Source organism: Heliorestis acidaminivorans, from assembly GCF_008933955.1.
GTDB lineage: Bacteria > Bacillota > Desulfitobacteriia > Heliobacteriales > Heliobacteriaceae > Heliorestis > Heliorestis acidaminivorans.
In genome coordinates, this window is record NZ_WBXO01000008.1 from 21,105 (window position 1) to 43,146 (window position 22,042).

The window sequence follows — 22,042 nt, forward strand, 5'->3', positions numbered from 1 at the left end:
GGTTATTCGGGAGCTATTAGTAAGCCTGCCTCTTTCGATGTTTCCTGCAAGGTCAATTGATTGACTACATTCCCATTCAAGTACAGTTTGACAAGTAACTTTTCTGGTTCAGCAAAAACATTTGGTAAATGACTAATACTTGTTCCTGCACTATAACGCTCGTTGCCGATCTGAGTCTGATTAGCATCTGCATAATGTAAGGAAAACTCATCCCAGAATAAGTCTTGCTCAATGATTATGTCAAAGACACTTTTGTAAAGATTCTCTTGTGTCACTTGCCAGGTGCCTATAGGCACTTCTTTTTCTTCTTCTAAGGTTTCTTCACTTGCACCCTTTAGTAACAAAGGACCGGTGATGCCCATGCCGTCTAGTTCAGCTACATAGCGTACTTGATCGTCTTGATATAACTTGACATAGAGCATGGTGTTATCTTCATAGCTCAAGGGCAGGTGACTGATTGTTTCGTTTTTCTCTGTTCTCTCGCCTATTTGCACATGATTTGCCGTGTAAAGTTCATAATGGGTGGCTCGTACATGATCTGGAAGTCGAATGCCAAAGGTGAACTTGTAGTCAGTAAGTAACGTTTCTATGTACCAGACTGCCTCACCATCTCCATCGATGATCCATGAGTCGCCATCGTCTAAATCTACATTACGGAAATCGCCAGAAAGTAAATCAAGGTAACCACTGCTGTATAAGTTGAACATAGCAATTGTTTGTCCATAGTCAAGTAAGGCTTCATAACGGCTATCTTCTTGGTCATAAAAGTTCATCTTTTCAGAATGAAGCTCCTGGAAACCGAGCAAACCTAGCTTGTTCTCTCTCTGACTAAGCTGATAATTGCGCTCCATACGTATTAAATTCTGTACGGCTTCATCGTTGCTTGCTTCCATCTGCTTCAAAGTAAAATAGGTGTCTTTTACTTGTTCGATAAGAAGTTCGCGAATATCTTTTTCTTTTTCAATAGCTTTCTCTCGTTCAATCAATGCGTTGAATAAGGCATATTTTTCATCGTCAAAATAGCGTTCCGCTATTGTGCCTAGCTTGAACCATTCCTTAGGAATCTTAATTGTAACAAAGAGAATTTTTAGAGTGAAATTTCCTCGCCAGGGCTCTTCTATTCGATCAAGGGCCGGGTGGTAATAGTTGTCAATGAAATCGTCATAATCTATGGATGCATCTAGTTTTTCTGCTTGCTGTCCAATTTGACTTTGTACATACCTAGTCATAGGTCGTACAATTCCACCCCAACGATTTTCATAAACTTGTATAAGTTCTACAACTTTGGCTTGAGCAATCTGGCGCTCTTGTGTAGCTTCCAATAGGGTAAAGTCATATTTTGCGGCATGGTCAATGATAGCATCTAGATGACTGCGGTCTACTTCGGCCTTAGGAATGACATCTTCGAACTGGGTGTTCACATCTAACTTTAGATTAGTTAGTTTTTCTAGTTTGTTCAGGCTCTTTTCTAGATCCTGCACAGCCTTTCTCAAGCTTTTCTGATGGTTAGTAAGTGAACTTTCCAAGTATCGCACATCTTTTATATCAGCTTGTCCTAGTTTTTGCTGTTGCTTTAACCGCTCTAGTGTTTCTTTAGTTTCGTTGATGTATTTCCATTTGCGATCTACTGTATATTTAGCCAGTAAAACTTGATAGTAGGCTATTTCAGCATTGTGCTTAGCAACAAGAGTTTCATAGCGCTCCTTATGCCTCAGTATTTGCAAGTCCGAGTTGATCTGAGGGATCTTCATCAGCAGTTCTATTTCTCTTGGCAAGGTATTTAATGTTGGCAGATTGATATCCATTAATAAGGTAAACCAAGGGTACCGTTCCCTTTTGCGAGCAATTCTAATTGCTTCAATTGCTTCTCGTCGTTCAATGACTTTCTTGATGCGATCAGTCTGCGCATCTCTCAATCCTTTGCTATTGCTTATAGAAAAATGAATCGCTTCTTGAAGGGTCAGTTCTTTGGTCGGTGGCTTTGCTGTTGATCTATTCGCCATGACTGGCTCTAGCCCCATACTCCCCATAATAAGGGTGACGATAAGTAGGGCTGATAGAATTTTGATTAGTTTATTGGAGAATCTCTGCTGTCTCTTTTCCATCTATAGCCCTCCTATCTCATAGTAGATAACGTCACCTTCTCTTTGGAGTGCATAATAGCGAATGTAGAGGTCTTCGTTCACAATATAAGTAACACTGTGTAAGGCTTCTATATCTAGTGGTAAACGCAATTTTTGAAGAATTATTTCTTTTTCTTCATCGATAAAGTACTCGAAGGATGACTCTTGTTCTTCATAGTGCTCCGCTAGTTTTTCCATAGACATTCCTATAGGAGTATCGAGGAAATTCTTTTCACCGAGAAGAATAATTTTGTGAACTTTTGGCGGGTCATCTACAGGGTTTTCCACTGATATGAAGAGGTCTAAATCTGGGTAGTCCATCAAATAATGATGCTCAAAGAAGTGTACAGCATTTTCTGCTCCAAAATCTTCTCGAAGCACTTGAAGAGGCACATCCACATACCGGAAGTAATCAATTGTTCCCTGATGGAAATATCCTTGAAACAAAAGTTGCCCTTTCCAGTTATACAGATTTCCTTCTCCGTGATAGCGCCCTTCTCTGAATTCTCCTTCATAGACAAGACGCTCTCGCTCAGGATCATAGACCTTACCTGTCCCATGATAGAGGCCTTTGTGAAAATGCCCTTCATAAACAACTTTATTTTTATCTAAATCATACTTTCTACCGAAACCATCGTATAAGCCATCAATAAAGAAGCCTTGATAAAAGAGCTTTCCATTAGGGCTGTATTCCTTACCCTCTCCATGGAGCTTACCTGCACCAAAAGTACCTTTCTTCCATACCTTTCCGTTAATATAGTACTTTTCTCCTTCGCCATGAAAAAGGCCGTCACGGAACTGACCTTCATAGAGTAAGTAACCTCTATTGAACAACTGACCTTCGCCATTATACATATTGGAATCAAAATTACCTTTATAGATCAGAGTGCCATCTTCTGCATAACGCTCTCCATATCCGTTATAGAGTTCTTGTAAAAACTGACCTTGATATACTACATATCCATCAGGATGATAGAGCGTCCCTTCACCACTTATGCGACCTTCTTCTAATTGTCCTATGTAAAGCACTTTATTATCGGAATGAAGTAGTTTTGCTTTGCCCGTGAAAGTAGCATACTGGTGCTGATCATAGTTAACAACAAATTCAGGCGTCCAAAAACGTCCTTCTGCCCAAGGATAGATAAAACGGTTGAAGACAAAGAGAAGGATGAGTCCAAAGATGATGACTGCCAACAGTAATTTTTTGGCAATGTAAGTCTGCCCTACTTTCAAATAATCAGTTTTTGATTGTGGTAGCATGATAAAGATGCCCTTGATTTTTGAAAGGACAGACCGAAGCAGTTTACTAACCATTTTATTTACGTTGGTTAGGCTTTTGAACTTACTACGCAGTTTACTAGTCCATTGTTTTATAAAACTGCCAATACCTTTTTCAAATAACCGTAGCATCTGTCATCACCTTTTAGACGTATTCCAGGACCCCTTCCCAGTCATCAGGCTGTTTTTGCTGGTTGTTCATTTCACACAAAAACAAGTAGGTTTTGGCCAGTTGGTCATCTCGATCGGCTCGAATTACACGAATTAATTCTTTTCGAGCTTGCACAAATTCTCCCGCTTGATAGCTAGCAATGCCTTGCTCTAACATTTCTTTGGTTATACGCTTGCTATTCCTGATTTCTTGTGCATAGCCATCCATGAATTCATAGACTTCTAAAATTTGTGAGTGATTGCGATCTTTCACACGACCTATGTAGCGATAACTGTAGCTATCTCGATTGCTTAATTGCTTCACCGTTGACTGGGTAACTAAAAGCTGTACCCCTAGCTTATTGCTAATCTTTTCTAGAGCATGGATGTTGTTTAGGCCTTCCGATATTATTGTGGTAGCCATTCGGTTCTCATGTCCCACGATGCCAAGTAATAAAGGTCCACTAGTTATGGAAATTCCTATTTCAACTTGTTGTTGATGCTTCTGATTATAGATAGCTATCTCATCCATAATCCTTAATGCAGATACTAAGGCATCGTCAGCTTGATTGCGGAACAGTGCAATGACGCCTGCTCCTTCAAACCGTTCGACTACTCCGTTGTGATCATTAACTTTCTTGGTAATAATTTGAAGCACTTGATTCAGGAAAGCATAGTTTTCTTTGGCATCCATCTGACTGGTGTATTTCTCTACATTGCGTATATTGACAAAAAGAATTGTCATCTCTTCCGTTACTTGTTGACCAAGATTAACATCAAGAACGCTTTTCTTGCCTAATAATGCAAAGATTTCTTCGGGCACAAATTTTACATAGGCTTTGTTTAACTGAGTTATCTCCTGAATATGATCTTGAATTTGATCTGACATTTTATTAAAAGCTTGTCCAATGTCTCTGAACTCGTCTTTAGTTCGTATATCTACTTTGGTATCCCATTGACCTGCAGCAACTTCAGCTACACTCGTTTCCAGCTCTGTTAAAGCGCGTAAAGAATACTTGAGCATTACTACATAAGCAAGGGCAAGAGCTACTGTGATTCCCGTAATAAGTAGAATTAATTGCCAAGCTCTTTCTTTAATATTTACATTAATTGCTCCTGCATCAAGTCCATACTCTAAAATACCTACAATCTTGCCTTGATCGTCTCTGATAGGTGCTACGGTATATATCCATTCTCCGAGACTGTCTGTGCCAGAGTCTCTACCTGTGCTTCCCTCGTGCAAGGTATTGTAAAAAACTTTTACAGCATCATTGTTGAAGATATATTCAATGGGTGTATAGCTCTGATAACTATCAGAGATTGCAACATAAATCTGGTTGTCTTCAACTTTATATGCTTCAAAGTAAATACTATCGTTGTTTACATCGACTTGACGAATAATTTCCCTGTAATCTAGGCCAAAATTCTCTTCTGGCATATTCAGTGTGGTAAATTTTTGTACATCCATTAACTTAGCTGTTTTTTCAACCATATTGATAAGCTTATCATATTCCCCTTCAATACGTGCATCTTTGGTCTGGTTCAATAATACAAAGACAAGAGCTCCCATAACTAAGAGAAAAATAGGAATAAAGAGCATAACTTGCTTTGTTACTAGACTAATTCGACTTCTAAGCTTCTGGACTGTAAATACTGTTATAAAGCTGGCCAGAACTAGTACTGCTAACCAGATTCCATAGCTTTGCAGGGCCATCATAAAGCTGATTTTTACATGGCTAACTATTACACCAGACTGGTCATCTTTGATGATAGCAAAGGCATTTTGATCAGGATCTTTGATCGTGTGCCCTGCAAGTTGTCCACCATCAAAGATCTGTAGGTTTCTTAACTCCTTGAGAGATAAGGTCTTTTCTTGATCTATGTAGCGAGTTAACTCATATAAAGGTTCTGCCGTTAATGTATTTGTATTAATCTTTACAAAATAACCATTATAGACATCTGTAAAATAGACATGCCCTTGTTCATCAATAGAAAGGTTGTAGGGTATAACCCTTTCAAAGCCTTGATAAGAAGTATTGATATTGCTGATGCTGTAGTCAGAAGAGATACGATATAAGTTGGCACGCTGATTCAGAAAATAAATGTCTTTTCCAGGAGTAAGCACAATATCGCTCAACATAGCTCCATCAAGATAAAGCGTTTTTTCTTCTTGGGGCGATCTCTGTTGGCTATTCTTGATAGGGATATGGAGCAATGCGATTTCATTTCTGGTCTGCCGTTCAAAAACATAGAGACGATCATCTATTACTTGCATCTGAATTAAACGACCGCTTAGAGCAGAAAAGGGATTCTCAAATCTCATGGGTTCTGTATGCTTAACTTCATAGACATACTCTTTGGCTTTGCCTTGCCGATCATATACAGCAATCCATTCACGGTCAATGATGCGACTATCTTTATCCACTACAACTGCAGAAATATAGATCTTTTCATCATCATCGGCTAATACTTTAGTGTAAAACTGTTGATAGCCACCTACTTGAGAGGGCAGTTTTTTCTTTAGATCTAAATGTCCCTCATTAGACACTTTATACAAGTATGTATTCGATCTTTCATAGTCGAGGTAATAGTAGTTCCCATGACGATCTACATAAAAATCTATAACATGATGATTAGTGCGCAAATCGGACATGACAAGAGCTTGCGCCCCTGATGTATCAAAAGAAAATTCATCATGATAGGCCCCGTATAGTAGAAGTATGGACAGTATACTGATAACAGTAGCGACTACAATGCTTTTGCTGTTCACGATGGATCACCCCATTTGCACTTGCTGACATGTTCCTAAACATAAGTTATAATTTTGTTAATATCTTTAAGACGAAGAGGAGGTCTCTTCTATGTTGTTATATTCGAACCAGCGCGTCTACAGGGTCTATCGAACATTGCGCTCTTTTAAGGACTTGCAAGTGTTATTAGCCTATGATGGGGCAACGGGTGATCCAACTAGGGGCAAAGTCTATTTGATAAATGAAATATGTAACCCTAGTTTCATCCGTACCACCATTGAAGAAATGCTATCTTTACGCCGTCATTCGACTTTTTCTGAGTTTGCTGAAGTTTTCTCGTTAAACTCAAAATTGTATGTAGTCTTTCATTATAACAAGTCCTCTGCACTTCAGGACTTTCTGGCGCATCACAAGTTACCCTTTGCCAAGCGTGTCCTCCTAGTACAAAACCTTTTATCTAAACTTTCTGCCTATACGGCTCTTCCCGTTTCAGTTCAGTTAGCCTCTGTTGATTTTGAAAATATTAATGTTCAAAACGATATGTCTGTTTCCTTCAACTTTGCTATGCATCCTAACCATTTTCATTCAACAACTTCCCACAACGATGTCTACATAGGTATTGCTAATTTGATTAATGAACTCTTTTCTAAAGAAGTTCATACCAAAGAAGGTCGATCATTGCAGTTGATTATGGAAAAATGCGAGCGCTCGGTCTACAAGTCCGTTCCAGAAATACTTATCGATGCGCGGCAAATTGACACTTCTTCACGGTGGGACAAGACACGAAAGTGGTTTGACAAGAAGCGACCCTTGCTACAAAAAGTCAAAACTCTAACTTTTACTGTCGTCTTGGTATTATTGATTTTCGTTGTCTACACACGCTTTATTTCGCGTGATGCAGTCCAAACTGTAGGAGAACCACCAGTGATAAATCAGCTGGGAGAAATCCATTTGTTGCAAGAAGAGGGTGCTGGTGACTAAGCTTTGACTACAACGAAAGCAGAAGTTTTCTTTTGTGGGTATTTGACACTCTGGGCTATGACTTCAAAAACACCTTCCGTACTCGGTGCTTCGTATAGACCATTGTAATCAATGGTACCACCGTTTTCTTCCTTTACTTGCCACCTACACTCTTTGTTGTTCGTTCCTTCTATGGCAGATACAAAATGTACTTTTTCTCTCGGTGCTACTGTTATGGTGTCTGGCACTATGGCAATACGAATATGCTTTAGTGCCCATAGACTATCTTCCTTTTGCTCTATTCCTGGATGTTTATAGGCCCACCATCTCACTTTGAGGGATGGTGTATTTGCCTGTTCCATTAAGTGCAGTCCAATGCGAAAGGTTCCTCTATCTGAATAAGCCTGCGCTCCTAATCGATGCTCTGGAAGCTTAGTCTTATATTGAATGTTGTTAAAAATCGAATTGTCCCCAAAGACTAGAATCTCTTCACCGTATTCTTCGGCATTTTTTTTCGTTTCTTCAAGAGCAAGAACAATCGCTACAGGTCCACTACCGAGACCGTGGGCAATTTCATGTGAAAAAAACCTCTTGTCTTTATTGCGATCAATCCTTATATCGATTTCCTCTGTTCCAGCGGCAAAGCATTGGTGTAGTTGCTCTTCGTAGGTAGGTCCTGCTGATTCTACCACATTAATTTCTTCCGTTGGGGCTTCTACGGGAAGCTCTTTTTCTTGTTGCTTTTCTTTTACTGCAGATTCTAACATCAATTGTAACAATTCATTATTAAAGATGTATTGTTGAAAGGGCATTTTTTCTAAAGACTCAATTATATAGAGGTCGCCAGACGTAATCAAGTTAAGTTTGGCTAGATAAAGGGCACTAGATCCGGCACCAGAATGAATGTCACTAAAGTCTTGTCTGTAGTACTCTTGTAGCAGTCTATTCCTTACTGGTTCATCAATAACTTGCACGGTCTGGCGAATATCTGCATCAATAGTAAAAGTCTCTTGTCCAATGGTAATTGCAAAGTTTTCTTTTGCTATGTAAATCTGATCGATTGTTTTCTTAACTTGTTCTGCGTAGAATAAGTATTTTTTTTGGATTTGCCATTCTTTTTTATTGATTTTTTCTTGAAAAAAGACTTCTATACTGTTCTGACCTTGTTCATCTTTCAAATGAGCAGACTGTGCAAGGTAGCGCACTTCTACTGGATCGATAGTTCCTCTCTTGGTGATATAAACTTCAATTTCTAGTGCTTTTCCTTCTTCTACAAAACGTGGTACGACTTGCTCTACAGTCAATAAGTGATTCTGAAAAAGCACGATTTTTTCTTTTTCTAGTCTATACTTCATCAAGGAATCGGCAGGCAGAGGTTCATCAGTCAAAAAAAGACGGTAAGATTCTGTGATTCTATTGTATTGACGATCATCTACTTCTTCCCCAGGAGATGATACAACAGAGTGGACGGGCTCTGTATAGTCCTCATCATATTCCATGCAGAGGTAAATTGGAGCAGAGTCTTTTACCTGATTAAAACCATCAATCAGCTTCAACCGCTTAATAATAGGCTCCTGTAGAATGATTTCCCTACCGAAGCCATCTAAAGCCATACCTGCTTCTACAGATATGCTTTGATCATCAACGAGCACTACATCGAGCCCTGCAATTACGCCAGAACCATGAATCATTTTATTGAGAATTCTGCGCTTGTTGTTTCCATAACGTTGCTCCATCTCAAAGTCGCGTACCGTAAGCAGTTTGCCATAAAAGTAATGGTTGCGTTCAAAAGGAAAATAAGTTTTGTTTTTCATTCGGCGGCCCTCCGTTCTTCAATCATGCTTGCAAATGGAATGCTGGCTTTACCATCTAGAACCAAACGACCGCTTCCTGATACTACTGAGTTAATGCCTAAATAAGTGTAGCTGTCTAGGAAAAAGTATGATTTTAGTACGACTAGGTTCATGATGGCATGGGCTGGTGTAAAGCTTTCAATGATTCGTTTCAATTCTAAGTAATGCTTTGATGTAGGAACTGCTTCTTCCTTAACTATAACTGTAAAAGTGTATTCGTTATCGCCGTACAACCGCGAATAAACTTTGGCTTGTTCGCTCCGTTCTTGTCTGGCGATCTGGTGCTGTTCAACTATCCAAGGCTTTTCACCGGTGTAGATCTCTGTCACTTCTTCTATAGCTCTTCTTGTACCCTTAATTCGATACAAAGAATAAGCTTTCTCCATAAATAAACGTAGTTTATCGGCAGGCCATAGGTAGTATTCTCGAATATCCAACCAATGGCTAAGCCATTGAAGGTACTCTCTATCAGCTTGCTTCAAATCTAGATATTCTCCTCTATCTTGAATCTTTACATCTAGATCCTTCATCAGTGATTGAAAGATACCAAGAAAGCGATGGAGTAAATCGGCCGACTTCTCGTCTTGCTGATATATTTCTGGAAGCTTCCAAGTCAGCGGCTGCATAGGAAAGTCAATTTGGATATCCTTGATAGAGGGCACTTGGTTTCCATAACTTATGTACTCAATGCGTAACCACAAGTAGCGACCTCTAGCTTTATGCAAGAGAAAATCCTTTACGTTGATTATTTCTTCTTGCCACTGCTGTTCCGCTGTAAGCTCATTGCTTGCAAAGTACGAGATGATGAGCTTTGTATCTTCAGGCATCGATGCATCAAGCTTACAGCGATGCCATAGCGTATCATTTTCCATGCTGTCAAGGGCTTCGCTGATAAAAGACTCTTTTTGTATTCCGCTGTAGGCTTTAGTTTGGCTAATGGAGCGGAAATATCGTTCCATTGTCAGGACAAAGGAATTGCCTTCTTTCATCAAAGCTACACTCTCCTCACCATTCCTGCACACTGTGAACTAGTGTCAAGTCAGTTTTGGAAACAAAGAACCGGCTGTTAGCAGGTATGGCGATATCGCCTGTCCGAGTCTTGCTAATTCTATAACCTACAGGTTCGACTCCTAAATGTCGTACCTGGGATACACAAGTTAAAAGTTCAATGGATCCGTATAAGTCGCCAAAGTTCAAAATAACTTGACAGTCTTCTTTTTTGTCTGTCAATGAAATAAACTTTTGAATGCATTGATTAATCTCTTGTCGCGCATTGCTGTAATTAGCTTTGATGACTATTTCGCCGTGAATTTCTAAGCCAACATAAAGGGGTTCTACAACGTAGATTTTTGTTGTTATCGGTCTATACTTTTCTAAATGTGTATAAATGTTCTTTTTGTACGCTATAGATAATTTGCCTTGACCTGTTTTGCTATAAGGTTCGATAACGACTGTAACGCAGTTTTCTGCTTTCTGTTCTGGATATTTCTTGAGGCCTGGTCGATAGAGGGGAAGTACTTTCACAGTGTCGATCATCAAGCCTGGAGTCTCTGTAACTATGCGCGCATAGTCTTCAATCCCGACAGCACGATACTCTGTGTTAAGATCTTTAAGCATTCTTGACTCTCTCTGCAGAATGCTTTCTTTGTCTCTGCCACCTGTTGCGGGCACAAGATGATGCACATCGATGCCTTCATAATCACCTTGGGCTTCTTCTATTTTTTCGATCTGGGCGCTATGTATGTTGCCACGGCTTCCTCGTGTCAGAGTACAGTCTGTTATCAGGATGTTATTCTTTCCTTTAGCAGGTACACTTCCTCTACGGTTATCTCCAAAGATAATTGTCCCCGAAGGACCATCAAGTTCGTAACATAGCTCTTCAGCAGTCGCACGCTGGAGCTTCTCTACTTGATGCCAATCTTGCCAAAGTAAAGTACCATCAGTTTGCTCAACAGCTACCATTAAACTAAAATCTTCGTCCGTAATGTTGCCTAATTCCGTGTGGATGTGCTGGTGAATCCAGCCTGCACTACTGCTAGTTAAACGCTGTCGCAATACTTCTTTTTCCCAGGCCACTACTTTGATCAAAGCTTCGTCATAAGCTCCTGCTTCTACTGGCAATGGTTTAAGCAACTTGATTCGACAGATCTTCTGCTGTTTATCATAGTCCGTAATATATTGAAGGCCTTCTTGCCATTCTAACCATCCTTTTTGGTGGCGAACAAAAAGAGATTTGTGGCCGTAATAGGCGAGCCACGAATCAAGCTCTATCTGCTGATCCTCTATCTCTTCTCTTGCAAAAGTCCGACTCTCAACTAAGGTCTGCTTTTGTAAAATTGGTACGCTGTTCAGGTATATGCGCTTTACTCGTGGCGGTAAATCATAGGAGCCTTCAACTATGAGACAACGCAAAGCGTAGCCACTATAAGAGCCAAAAATATTATCTTCTACAGGAAGCTGTTGACCTTTATGTATTAATGTTATAAAACCGCTATATAAGAAATCCCTTGTGGTATCCTTCACCACTTCAAGTCGATGCCAGCCTTTCTTTCCTTCCTCTAGGCCATAATATTCCCAAGCTAGTTTCACTAAAGGGTGAAAAGAGTCTTCTTCTCCAATAGGGTTACGCTTGATTGCACTTTCCTCGATGAAGTTCCACTTCATATGAATTGCTATATCCTTTGGAAAAGGATTGTCAAAGCCAAGATATAGTGCATTCCCTGGCTCTGGTTGTTCTCCAAATATGTTCCAATCGCGATACCAGTCTATGGTTGAATCTTGCAACAGTATTTGATGTTGTTTTTTACTTTCACTAAGCACAAAATTCAGCTGATTATCTAAAATAACGAGTCTATCTTCTGTCTCAAAGATCATGTCCTGTGCCTTGATCTTGCATCTTGCTGGTAGCACCTGTGTCCCTGCAGAAGTAGCAAAGATAACTTCTGTTTCTGCAGGACGTACTGGTAAAGGAGGAAATTGGAGTAAATCTAGATAGAAAGGTTTGTTCTCATCGACTACAGCATGGATGCGCTCCTGTTGCTCCATTTGCAACTGAGCGAACAGTTCTAACAAAGTTATACCAGGATCATGAGGCGCATAATCTGTCCACTCCGGGTATTGATTTTTCAGTTGTTTTATAGCTTCAGCTATCATCTTTTCCCGGCTTTTTAGCTCCTTACCTGGCAACTCTAACACTTTTTGTTCACCCCACTGCAATATCGATGACAATGTCTCCACCGATAGGTACAGACAATGCAAATAATTCTTTATTATTAAGGTCTACTGCTTCTTTACCTTCAGGAGACATTAGGTTAGATGTAATTGTAATTCCATCAACTCTGCGAATCTTTTTTTGTTGTTTTATAACGTGATAAAGCTTCTCTCTGTTCGGGTATTCTCCGATACTCCATCCTTTTCCATCATGATTACCCTGAATCGGATCTAGAAAAGCTTTAAGATTCTTCTCCACTTCTTGCAAGACACTGTGGTAGTCATTATAGTCTGCTACAACTACTTTCACTTCCATATTGATTTCTAAGTACTTCGTTTCTACAATATAAAGTTTGTTGCTATAGCTGATTGTTGCTAGGCCTTGGCTTTTGACCATTTCCAACACGCGATTGCGAATTGTTTCAAAATAAGTGATTCCCTTATTGTAGAAAACTGGTAAAACAGCTATGGTCATTGCGCCTATCTCTCTTAATCCTTGCTGATTTTGATGGCGCAAACAACGTACTTTTACAATATTTCGGTCTGCTTCTTTTACTAGATTAGTAAAGTCATCCATGGTTACAGCTGAGTGGCGATGACTTAACAAAGAGGGCCCTCTTTTGAGCTTTTCTAAGGACTCTTTGTTAGTTCCGCCAAGTACAGGTTCTACATTATATACTTGATTTACATAAGGGACAGCGTCGGCAAATGAGTTTAGCTCACCAGCTTTTAGATTGCCTTGTTCCCCTTTGCTTGTTCTATAGAAGATGCGAATCGTGTCGCCTGTCCCAGCTGGGGGAATTCGGCCATTGATATCGTTACCAAAAAAAACACGGCCATAGTACTCATCGACCATGTAAGAGCGCTCTTCTGCTTCAGCCATTAGGACGTCTTCTACAGGCTTCCACTTAATCCATCGGCGAATGATTCGCCCTGCATCATCACGCTCTTCTTGGGTCTGGTACTTACCTTCTTCGATTAATTGCAACCATTCTTGTTCTGTTAAGCTTTTCTCTTCATCTATCCATACTTCATGCCAAAGTATGTTTTCTCCCAGCAAGTCGCATGATTTACCTGCTTCATGTGGTTCTATGGAAAAATATTCGACCAAGTGTGTTTCTTGCTGTCTGATTTTTATAGTGTTAAAGTGAAAACCTTGTAGTTCTGGTAGATCTATCTTTTCTCGACTAGAAATTAAATCTTCTTGACAGACTAGCCGAATCCAGTAGCCTTGTTGAGCAAAAAAAGTAGAACGTACAGCATTGCTTTTGCCTGTCAGCATGACAATTCCGCTTTGGCTAAGCATATTAGTCTCATCAGAAAGTTTTAGAGGCAACCACTGCTGTTCCCCACCTTGAAGGCCAAGATATTCCCAGCGCAAAGGTAAGTCTGATCTCTCTTTTTGTTTGTTTAGGGCAAAGTAGAGAGTTATAGGGCCACCTTGCAAAGGATTTTTCAAACAAAAGTAAGTAGCCATTTCTAATGGTTTCTGTTGCTGAAATAGTGCAACTTCTTTATGCTCTTCAAAGGAAACTTTACTAGCTTTAAGATCTCGTTCTATTACTAGATGATCAAAAGAGCTACTAGCCTGATCGTATTGGTATGAGAAGGTTAGAGATTCAATAAGAGGGCTTTGATATATTACGTTTTGTTTATAGGCATTTTGTACTTTGCGAATTCGTGCCCTAATCCAGTAATTATGATGAGCATTAATATATCCTAATGCAGTATCTTCTGGGCAAGTAAAGGTAACCTGAATATTCTGCACTTCTTCATACTTATGGCTAAACATAGTCTCTGCTTTTTCGTCAAAGAAAAGCCTTGCCCAACCGTCACCATTCCAATATTCCCAGAGAACTTCTTCAATGGTTATTTCGAAAGGATCTTCTTTTTTGAAGTCTTTCTCATTCATAACCATTTTCCATTCAATTTCCTGTTCAAAAGGGTTGGTAGGTCGGAATCGCTTGGTAGTCAGACGAAAGTTCATCGTAACGGAAGAGCCTTTTTTGGTTAAGACTTCCTCGCAACCTATGTAAAAGTCATCATAAACAGTGAAGTTTTCTCCAAAAGGCAGGATATTATGGTTTCTTAGCTCAAGATCGTTATATATAAGTATCTCAGGCTGAACTTCTTCGGCTCGTAAAGCTAGGCGAAAATCTTCAACCCAAATCTCAGGTATATCACTGTCTGAGATGAATTGACAACTAAGCCATCTACTTTCTTCCTCTTCAAAATTACAGACTGGAAATTTCTCATTTATCGTGAGTAGAACTCTATTCCCAGAAGCCTTTACTTCCGAGATTGTTTTCCAACCCTGATCTGTTAAGATCGTCCACCGAAAGTAACTTGGATCAGCTAGTTGTTCTGCCATGTCTTGTACCTGAGTTCTTCGCACTTTATGTTGTAATTCTATCTCTAATTGAGCTCCTTGACGGATATTTAGTAAGTCTTCGCTGGCCATATAGACCCTATGTATTTGTAGATTTTTATATTTTATGTCATTGAATAGGTGTATTGGTAAATCTATTGATTCTTGATAATCAAAGGGCTTGGTAATTATGTTTTTGAATCCGTCTGCGCAAAAAATATGAGTAACCTGGTTATCAACAGCAAAGCAATCATGCTGGGTTTCGTATAGAATTTGACCGTCCTTATCTCCTTTGTCTACATATAGTTGTGTTCCTTTTTTTATGTAGACACCTGGCTCAGTACCCTCGTTGAGCAGTACGGTCACCATTCCTTTAGCTGGTGTACCTGGTGAGAGTTTAACGCGAATACAGTTTAGAAACTGTACATAATTAGCAAAAGGCTGACGGTTTAAGCTTTCAACAGTATCTGAAAACATGGTGGCAAATAAGTCTACCAAGGCACTTCCTACGTCTGATCCATCCTGGTTAATATTCCATTCAGGTACATAAACAGAAGCCAGTGTCTGAATCTGCTCTTTGATTATTTTTTTGTCTCTTCGATCAATCACTGGATATTCCATTAATGCATCATCCTGTTCGGATATTCATTCCTTCATTTACCTCAAAATCAAAAGCCATCTCTTCAGGTATTATGGATTGTTCTGTTCGGTATTGAATCACAATATTGATCTTGCCCTTATTAGTTGGATCAGCAGAAGCATCTACTTCTAGGTCTCTTATTCGAGGTTCCCAACGGTTTAGTGCCTGAATGATTTCATATTCTAACTCTTTTAACTCCGTATAGTTGATGGTGGTAAATAAAAACTCAAAGACATTACTACCAAAGTGGGGATTGCCTATGCGCTCTCCAATCCGTGTTGTCAGGATAAGCTGAATTGATTCGCGAATATCCTGATCGTCTTCCACCATCTTAAATTTACCTGTCTGTGGATCGATTTCTACAGGAAATTTCCAGCCTCTTGTCATGATGTTCAGACTCCCGTTTTTTTGAAGTTAATTAATTTTTACGGTAGCGCCTTTGACTGTTGTTGGTCCATCGCATTTGACGGACAAAGAACTGCCTGCTTTTAACTCCAAAGTTGATGCCGCTCGAATGCTAATTTGTTGCGACTTGATCTGGATAGAGGAACTACTTTCTATATTCAAACTGTCTTTTTGGGCATCTAAGATGACGTTGGATTTACCAGATTGCAGTGTCATTTTCTTATTCGCTGTAACTGTTATTTGTCCATTTTTGGAATCGATAGTCATTATGTTCTTGCCTGCTTTGTCTTTAATTACTATCGTTTCTTTATCATCGTTGAGAGAGATAGATAATGCTTTAGGCGTCTTAATTAGTATACTTTCTTTGCTTTTTTCGTCGTTAAAAATAAGTTCATGACCGCTTCGAGTTCTAATCATACGCAGGTCATTTTTTTGGTTCTCTATGGTAGTGGGCGGTTTGTATTCTTTGTTCCATAGAGAGCCTAAAACGTAAGGGCGATTAATATCACCTTGATTGAAGGCGATTAATACTTCATCGCCTACTTCAGGAAAGAAAAAACTCCCCCACTGTTTACCTGTCATGGGTGTCATAACTCTTATGTAGTCAGTCTCATAGTCGGAAGAGTCGCGATTGACAATCTTGACTTTGACTCTACCTCTTTTTTCTGGATCGTTAATATCAGTCACAATAGCTACTGTAACACCAGGAAAAGTCCTTGTCTTTTCTGTCTGTTCATCATCGTTATATAAAAGATCCATGATGCTCAAATCTTATTCACTCCCAGTTCACCTTTGGTGATGAATCCGCGTTGATCGTATTGGTGCAGAACTTTCTTGATGTAATAATCATTGTCATAGTCAGCGCCAAAGCCTTTAACAGTCATCATCTTTCCGGGAGTGATTTCTGGCAAACCAATGGTTTGAAATTTCCCCTGAGCAAACTTTATTGTGTGCTTGAAAAGTTCTGCTTCAGCCCTGACCTTCGCTTCTTTGACGGAGCTAATGGACGGATCTATTATGGTTTTCTTAGCAATTTGTTTCATCATAGTTGCAATATCATTGCTACTTTTTTTTCCTTTTCCGATCGTTTTGCAAGATTGTGTTGTATATTCAAAAGATTTTTTGGGATCTGATTCGTCATTTGCTCGTACTGTTACTTCATAGAGTTGATCAGACAAGGATATTTCTCTCTTAAAAGCATGAAGATGCTCAGCTTGTAGCTCTACTAAGGGATTGCTATCTTTGCCATATGGTTCAAAATACAGTTGATTATTAATGATATAAAAGGCATGGTTTACCCGCTTAGCTAAGGTCACTAGGAAGTCATAGTCACTTTGATTATGTTGTTCAATAGCCAATGTACGTTCTTCTGTATCGCTAACTACTTGAGCGTCTATATGCTTGGCGTACTTTTTCAGTATTTCTTTTACAGCATCACTGTGTTTTTTCAGATCTTTACGAGGTTGGCAAGAATGATAGTTATTCATCATTAGCCTTTTTACATCCATTGCTTCGACGTAGAACTGAAATCCTTGATTAAGGCTGTACTCTATTTGAATATTGGTAATGATACCTTTGAACACTTCTGTTACTTCTTGAGAATAGCCTAAGGATACCTCCAGGGGATGTCCAAGCTTCAATAGGTCTTGGATAGTCTGATTTACTTCCCAGGACTTCTTTTTTTCGTTAACTACCATCCCATCCTCGATAAGCAGAGTACAAGCACTAGCCTCGTAACCAGCAGTAAGCTCGACTTGAATCATGCTAATATGCAAGGAAGGATCTTGGCACAGTTTATCGCTCTTATTAATTAATACATTGTGAGTTGGAACGATAAATCCCTGGTACTTTTTTTGCAAACTATTGTAGCTATGCTTGGCCACTTTACTCCCACCTGCTTATCTGGTGCCGACTTGAAAATCAAACTCTTTCAAGGTCAAATCCATTGTTGCTCTTACCGGTTTTCCAGATCTGGTAAACATGGTATAGGTATAAGTTAGGTTTGTAACGAGTCCCATAAACTGAATAGAGCCCCAAGAAAAAAATACCCGTGGTGGCTTTCTAGCATCATTGTTAGTCAATAACTTGGTGAATTTGTTTATGTATACTTTTTTTACATCTTCTTTTTCATCTTCTGTTTTTGGACTTGTATAGGTGTCAAAAAGAAGTTCAACTTTAAGCTCTCTCGCCTGATGTGATAAGTATTGCTCTGTAGGGAGTGTTCTTGGCTTTCTCTTAAATAAATCTACACTTTCCCCGTAACTTACACCATCTGTGATAGTTAGCTTATTGGGATTGATCTGTACCGTTAGTATTTCTCCTTGACTCATTGATATTTGACTAACTGTATTGCTGTATTCTGATAATGTTAGTATCTTTATCTTTGCTTTATCGGGACCACCATGGTTCAGCATAGCTTTCGCTCCTTAGAGTAGCCCTCTTCTTCTGCGCTCACTAGTTAATTTTTTTTCGATTTTGTCATATACTTGCTCCGCAATTGTGGAAATAGAAAAGATAGGGTTTGTTTCGATTTTTTCCAGTATTTTGTCGCTAAGCTCGTTGACCATTTCTTCGTTTGATTGACTAACTAATGTATGGGTTGTTCCTGTAGCTAAAATTGGTTCTTCACTGTCAATATACTCTACAGGAATTTCTCCTACGTGGGTTCTATCGGTAGCTTGATTGGTCGGCCCTACTTCTTTCCTTTGAACTTCTGTTGCTACTTGTGCTTCTCTCCGATGAGTTATTTCTTCCTTGCTGAAAGGTTTATGCAAGCTTTCCACTGTTTGAGAGCTCTTCTGCTTAACCTGTTCTACTTTAATAAGGCTCTGTCCCTGAAGTACCATCTGCTTTATTTCTTGCTTAAGTAGCGTCTTATTCTGATAATCTGTCTGGTTTCTTGTTAGCTCTTTAAGTATGGTAGTATGTAGAACTTTATTGGTATGTAGAGCATTCTTGATATGTAGAACATCTGTCGTGTGTAGTACATTCTTGGTATTTAGAAAAGTTGTAGTACCTAGAGCATCGGTGGTATATGAAGCATAGGAGTTCTGAAGAATATCTTTATGAAAGGAAAGTATTCCTCTTTTACCTACTATCTCTCTAGACAAAGTATTGGTTAAAGTCTTTATACTTGCTTTTGTTATCGCCTCAGTAATGACCTTAGAAGTTACTATATCATTCATTAAAGTAAGGCGATTTAAGATTGATGTAATAGCTTTTGAGTTTGTTATGCTATTTAAATAGGAAGCTTTAGTTGGGAGAAGTTTTTCCTTCTGTAATGTAACTTCTGGAATTACATCAGTTACTGCATCAGTTACTTTTTCCTTTAGTACAGTAGTCACTTTATCGGTTACTGTATTAGTGACCTTTTGAATAAATTTGTTAGTGAATCTATTAGTAAATTTATTAGTTACTTTGTCTATAACTGTAAATTTGTCTATAACTTGTTCCGTAACTTTAGCCTTATATCTCTCAGTTATTTTATCAGTGATACTCTCAACAAACTTCTTAGTAAGATAGGTTGTCCCACTAACTGTAGACAGTGCTGATAATTTTTCAAAAGAGTTTAACCATGTTAGTGCTTGTATAGTTCGTAACTGTTTAGTTGATAGCTCTTCTGTTAGCTTTGGTTCTGTTAGCTTTAGTTCAATAAGTTCTTGTTCCGTTAAATGCTGTCCCTGGATCTGCTGATCCCTTAGTTGCTTTCGTATCCATTGTTGTCCTATTACAGAGTAATATGTAGAACTAGTCTCTATCTCCCTCTGTACTGTTTGGAGCAGATCGTTTATGTTTTTCTCTGTTAATACTTCTGCTGTTATTGCTTTAATTTCTTCTGCAATTTCTGTTGATTTGGACAGCTCTTCTAGTAACTCTTCGGAAATTTCTTCTGATAGTTTTTCGGCACGCTCTTTAACCAGCTCTTTAGTAAGCTCTTTAGTTAATATTTGCTGTAGTTCTCTACTTTGCTGTTGACTTATTGCTGTTTCTTCGATGAATTCTGTTATCTCCGAGCTAAACAATTCAGATATACTACGGGTAGTAAGTGCTTTTAACTTAAGATCCGTCGTCGTTTCTGCATAAGTTTTCTGTATTGTTTTGGTGATATTTTCGCTAATGACTTTTTCGAGATTATAAAAAGTCATTTTTTCTTTTGTGTTGATTTTTTCCTTAGAGATGCTTCGTGATGAAGCTTGCAGTATTGTATCAATCGTTCTCTTGGCAATAAGCTTAGATATAGTGCTAGTTTTTTGGTTTGATAAAGTATTTAATAAGGTCTTAGCTACATAGGACCTTACATCTTGATGGACTATATTGTTCTCTATACTTTCTATTGCTTCAGACTTTTGGAGAATAATTCTATCCACCATACCATTAGTGATTTTATCTGTGACTTTATCTGTAATTTTATTGGTAACTGTACTGTTAAACAGGCTTGTCAACTCTGTTTCCAGACTTGTAGCCCATTTTTTTCTCATTGTTGATTCTATTTTTCGCTCTATACTTCTGGTCAAGTACTCTCTTGTTATTGTACTCATCGAAGTCTGCATGGAAGGCCTAAAGAATTCTTGCTTGCTTTCTCTGCCATAAACCAGTTCTGTATTAAGCATATTAGGCAAGACAGCTATGTTGCTTTGCCTGCTTGAGTAAGTCTGATTAACAGAGTAGAATTCTGAAGAAAGCTTCTCTATTACATTGTCTTCGTAAAAATATTTTTCTGAACATTCTTGGATGAATTCTACAGCAAGCTCTTGGGAGAGTTTCTTTGTGATCTCTTCGGCGATTTCTTTAGCAAAAAAGTCCCTTCTTGTTTCTGAAATAGACTTTAACAGAAGCTCTTCTGAAACCTGATGGACATAGTCCTCTGTTATGTTTTCTGACAAGTTTTCCAGAACAAGGTTTGAGATATGTTCAGCCGCTTTCGCGCTTTCTTGTACTACTATTGTCTCTATTCCATCATATCGAGCAAAGTTAACTGCTAAGGGAAAGATTTTGTCAGTAAGTATTTTTGATAAGGACGTCGATAGCTTAGTTACAACAGTTGCTTGCATGTGCTCTGAAAAAGTGCTTAAAACCCTTTGGTTAATGGCAACTCGATTACTTGGTGGAGAGCTGTATACGGTTTTGATAATACCATCGATGATTATATTCGCGAGTCCATTATCAGTTAGTTCTTTGTTTTTATCTTTAACTTCATCATTAGTTGCTTTTTCTATGATTGATTTTTCTAGTGCTCTTTTTTCTAAAATTGCCGTCTCTGAAAAGGTCTCATTAAAGGCCTTTCTAAAGGTCATTGAAATTGATGAGTTAACTGCTTTCTTTACGTTAACTATGAGCTTGTTTAGATTGACCGAACTTGTCCACAGTTTTCTTGGAGAAAAAAGTTGCTTTTGCCCAGCTAATTGGAGAGACTCTAGACTACGATGACACAACATATCTTGGTGACGTACTGTCCCTTGAAGATACTTTAGCCCTAAGTGACGCACTATCTTTTGGTGATACTCTGACTTTTGGTGATGCTCTGGCTTTTGCTGATGACTTAAGCTTTTTTGATTCCATACCCCTTGGTAATAGTTCAAACTTCGGCTCACTATACCTTGTTGAAGCCTCACCCTTTGTTGTGGCCAAGATTGTTGCCGGTGCTCTACCTTTTGATAGTGATCTACTATTTGCTGGCGCTCTACCTTTTGCTGGCCAAGCTGACTGAGGTGCTGTTCCACAGTTTTGTTAGATAGTACTTGATTAATTTTATCTATGATTCTGTTAGCTTTCCAAGACTCGATAAAGCTTTGAAAATGTTGGATTATTCTTTTGTTATGTATATATTGAGAGTTCTGGTTTCTCTGAGTAGTCCGAGTACTTTGGATCTTAAGAGCAAGTGGGTTTTTCGGAGGCAAAATATTATTGATAGTTGGTGTCTGTGGGATAAGTTGTTTACTCTGAATATTGTCGTAGAGTACTGCTATCTCTTGCTCTATCCCATTAAGGCGTGCGTATTCTTTAATCAAGAGCTTATTGTTTTCCATCTGTTGCTGGAGCTGTTGTATCAAGCCCTCTTGAATGGACTTATAGGTGTGGGCAAGGGTGTTGCGGTTGTTGTGGATGGAGCGAATCTGGATTAACAAATTAAAAATGATCTGGTATATTCGCTCCTGTTCAGCTCTATCTTCCAACCTGTAAACTAACTCGGGACCAGCTGTATACTGATTGTTTGCTATGTAACGGGATGGATCTAGCAAATTGCGATTGACGAGGGGCAAGGGCTTGCTGACTATTTTTAGCTTTTTGCCATTCCCTAACATATC

At 38.9% G+C, this 22,042-nt stretch carries 13 protein-coding genes; 1 reads left to right on the plus strand and 12 read right to left on the minus strand.

What is annotated here, in order from left to right; genetic code table 11:
- Positions 1-2 precede the first annotated feature (2 nt).
- From F9B85_RS10305 to F9B85_RS10315, 3 genes are read right to left on the minus strand one after another with little or no spacing between them, the layout of a single operon-like run.
- The gene (locus F9B85_RS10305; RefSeq protein WP_151620611.1) at positions 3-2,105 is read right to left on the minus strand and encodes a TolC family protein; all 2,103 of its coding nucleotides are present in this window, start codon (positions 2,103-2,105) and stop codon (positions 3-5) included.
- Positions 2,106-3,533: an MORN repeat-containing protein gene (locus F9B85_RS10310; RefSeq protein WP_151620613.1), complete on the minus strand. Its 1,428-nt coding sequence runs from the start codon at positions 3,531-3,533 to the stop codon at positions 2,106-2,108. It abuts the gene before it with no gap.
- 13 nt (positions 3,534-3,546) lie between these two features.
- Complete coding sequence (locus F9B85_RS10315; RefSeq protein WP_151620615.1) at positions 3,547-6,321, minus strand: adenylate/guanylate cyclase domain-containing protein; 2,775 nt, start codon at positions 6,319-6,321, stop codon at positions 3,547-3,549.
- 91 nt (positions 6,322-6,412) lie between these two features.
- On the opposite strand from F9B85_RS10315, the gene F9B85_RS10320 reads away from it, so the two are divergent.
- Entirely contained in the window at positions 6,413-7,282 is an 870-nt protein-coding gene (locus tag F9B85_RS10320; protein ID WP_151620617.1) for a hypothetical protein, read from the plus strand.
- Here F9B85_RS10320 and F9B85_RS10325 read toward each other — a convergent pair.
- Genes F9B85_RS10325 through F9B85_RS10365 form a run of 9 tightly spaced genes read right to left on the minus strand, consistent with a single transcriptional unit; the run spans position 7,279 to position 22,039 of the window.
- On the minus strand, positions 7,279-9,075 hold the full coding sequence (locus F9B85_RS10325; RefSeq protein WP_151620619.1) for a hypothetical protein: 1,797 nt from the start codon (positions 9,073-9,075) through the stop codon (positions 7,279-7,281). The two genes, F9B85_RS10320 and F9B85_RS10325, sit on opposite strands and share 4 nt — an antisense overlap.
- Positions 9,072-10,103 (minus strand): phage tail protein, encoded by a 1,032-nt coding sequence (locus tag F9B85_RS10330; RefSeq protein ID WP_151620621.1) that lies wholly within the window; start codon positions 10,101-10,103, stop codon positions 9,072-9,074. Before F9B85_RS10330 ends, F9B85_RS10325 begins: the two co-directional genes overlap by 4 nt.
- Positions 10,104-10,119: 16 nt before the next feature.
- A complete protein-coding gene (locus F9B85_RS10335; protein ID WP_151620623.1) occupies positions 10,120-12,342 on the minus strand; it encodes a baseplate J/gp47 family protein in 2,223 nt (740 codons plus the stop codon).
- Positions 12,317-15,313: a baseplate J/gp47 family protein gene (locus tag F9B85_RS10340; protein WP_151620625.1), complete on the minus strand. Its 2,997-nt coding sequence runs from the start codon at positions 15,311-15,313 to the stop codon at positions 12,317-12,319. Before F9B85_RS10340 ends, F9B85_RS10335 begins: the two co-directional genes overlap by 26 nt.
- Positions 15,314-15,320: 7 nt before the next feature.
- Positions 15,321-15,719, minus strand: a complete 399-nt coding sequence (locus F9B85_RS10345) for a GPW/gp25 family protein (protein WP_151620627.1) — start codon at positions 15,717-15,719, stop codon at positions 15,321-15,323.
- Positions 15,720-15,746: 27 nt separating this feature from the next.
- A complete protein-coding gene (locus F9B85_RS10350) occupies positions 15,747-16,496 on the minus strand; it encodes a phage baseplate assembly protein V (RefSeq protein ID WP_243138156.1) in 750 nt (249 codons plus the stop codon).
- 5 nt (positions 16,497-16,501) lie between these two features.
- Positions 16,502-17,620, minus strand: coding sequence for a phage late control D family protein (locus tag F9B85_RS10355; protein ID WP_151620631.1), 1,119 nt, complete (start codon positions 17,618-17,620; stop codon positions 16,502-16,504).
- Between the two features lie 15 nt (positions 17,621-17,635).
- The gene (locus tag F9B85_RS10360; protein WP_151620634.1) at positions 17,636-18,151 is read right to left on the minus strand and encodes a CIS tube protein; all 516 of its coding nucleotides are present in this window, start codon (positions 18,149-18,151) and stop codon (positions 17,636-17,638) included.
- A 12-nt stretch (positions 18,152-18,163) separates the two neighbouring features.
- Entirely contained in the window at positions 18,164-22,039 is a 3,876-nt protein-coding gene (locus tag F9B85_RS10365) for a hypothetical protein (protein ID WP_151620636.1), read from the minus strand.
- Positions 22,040-22,042 lie beyond the last annotated feature (3 nt).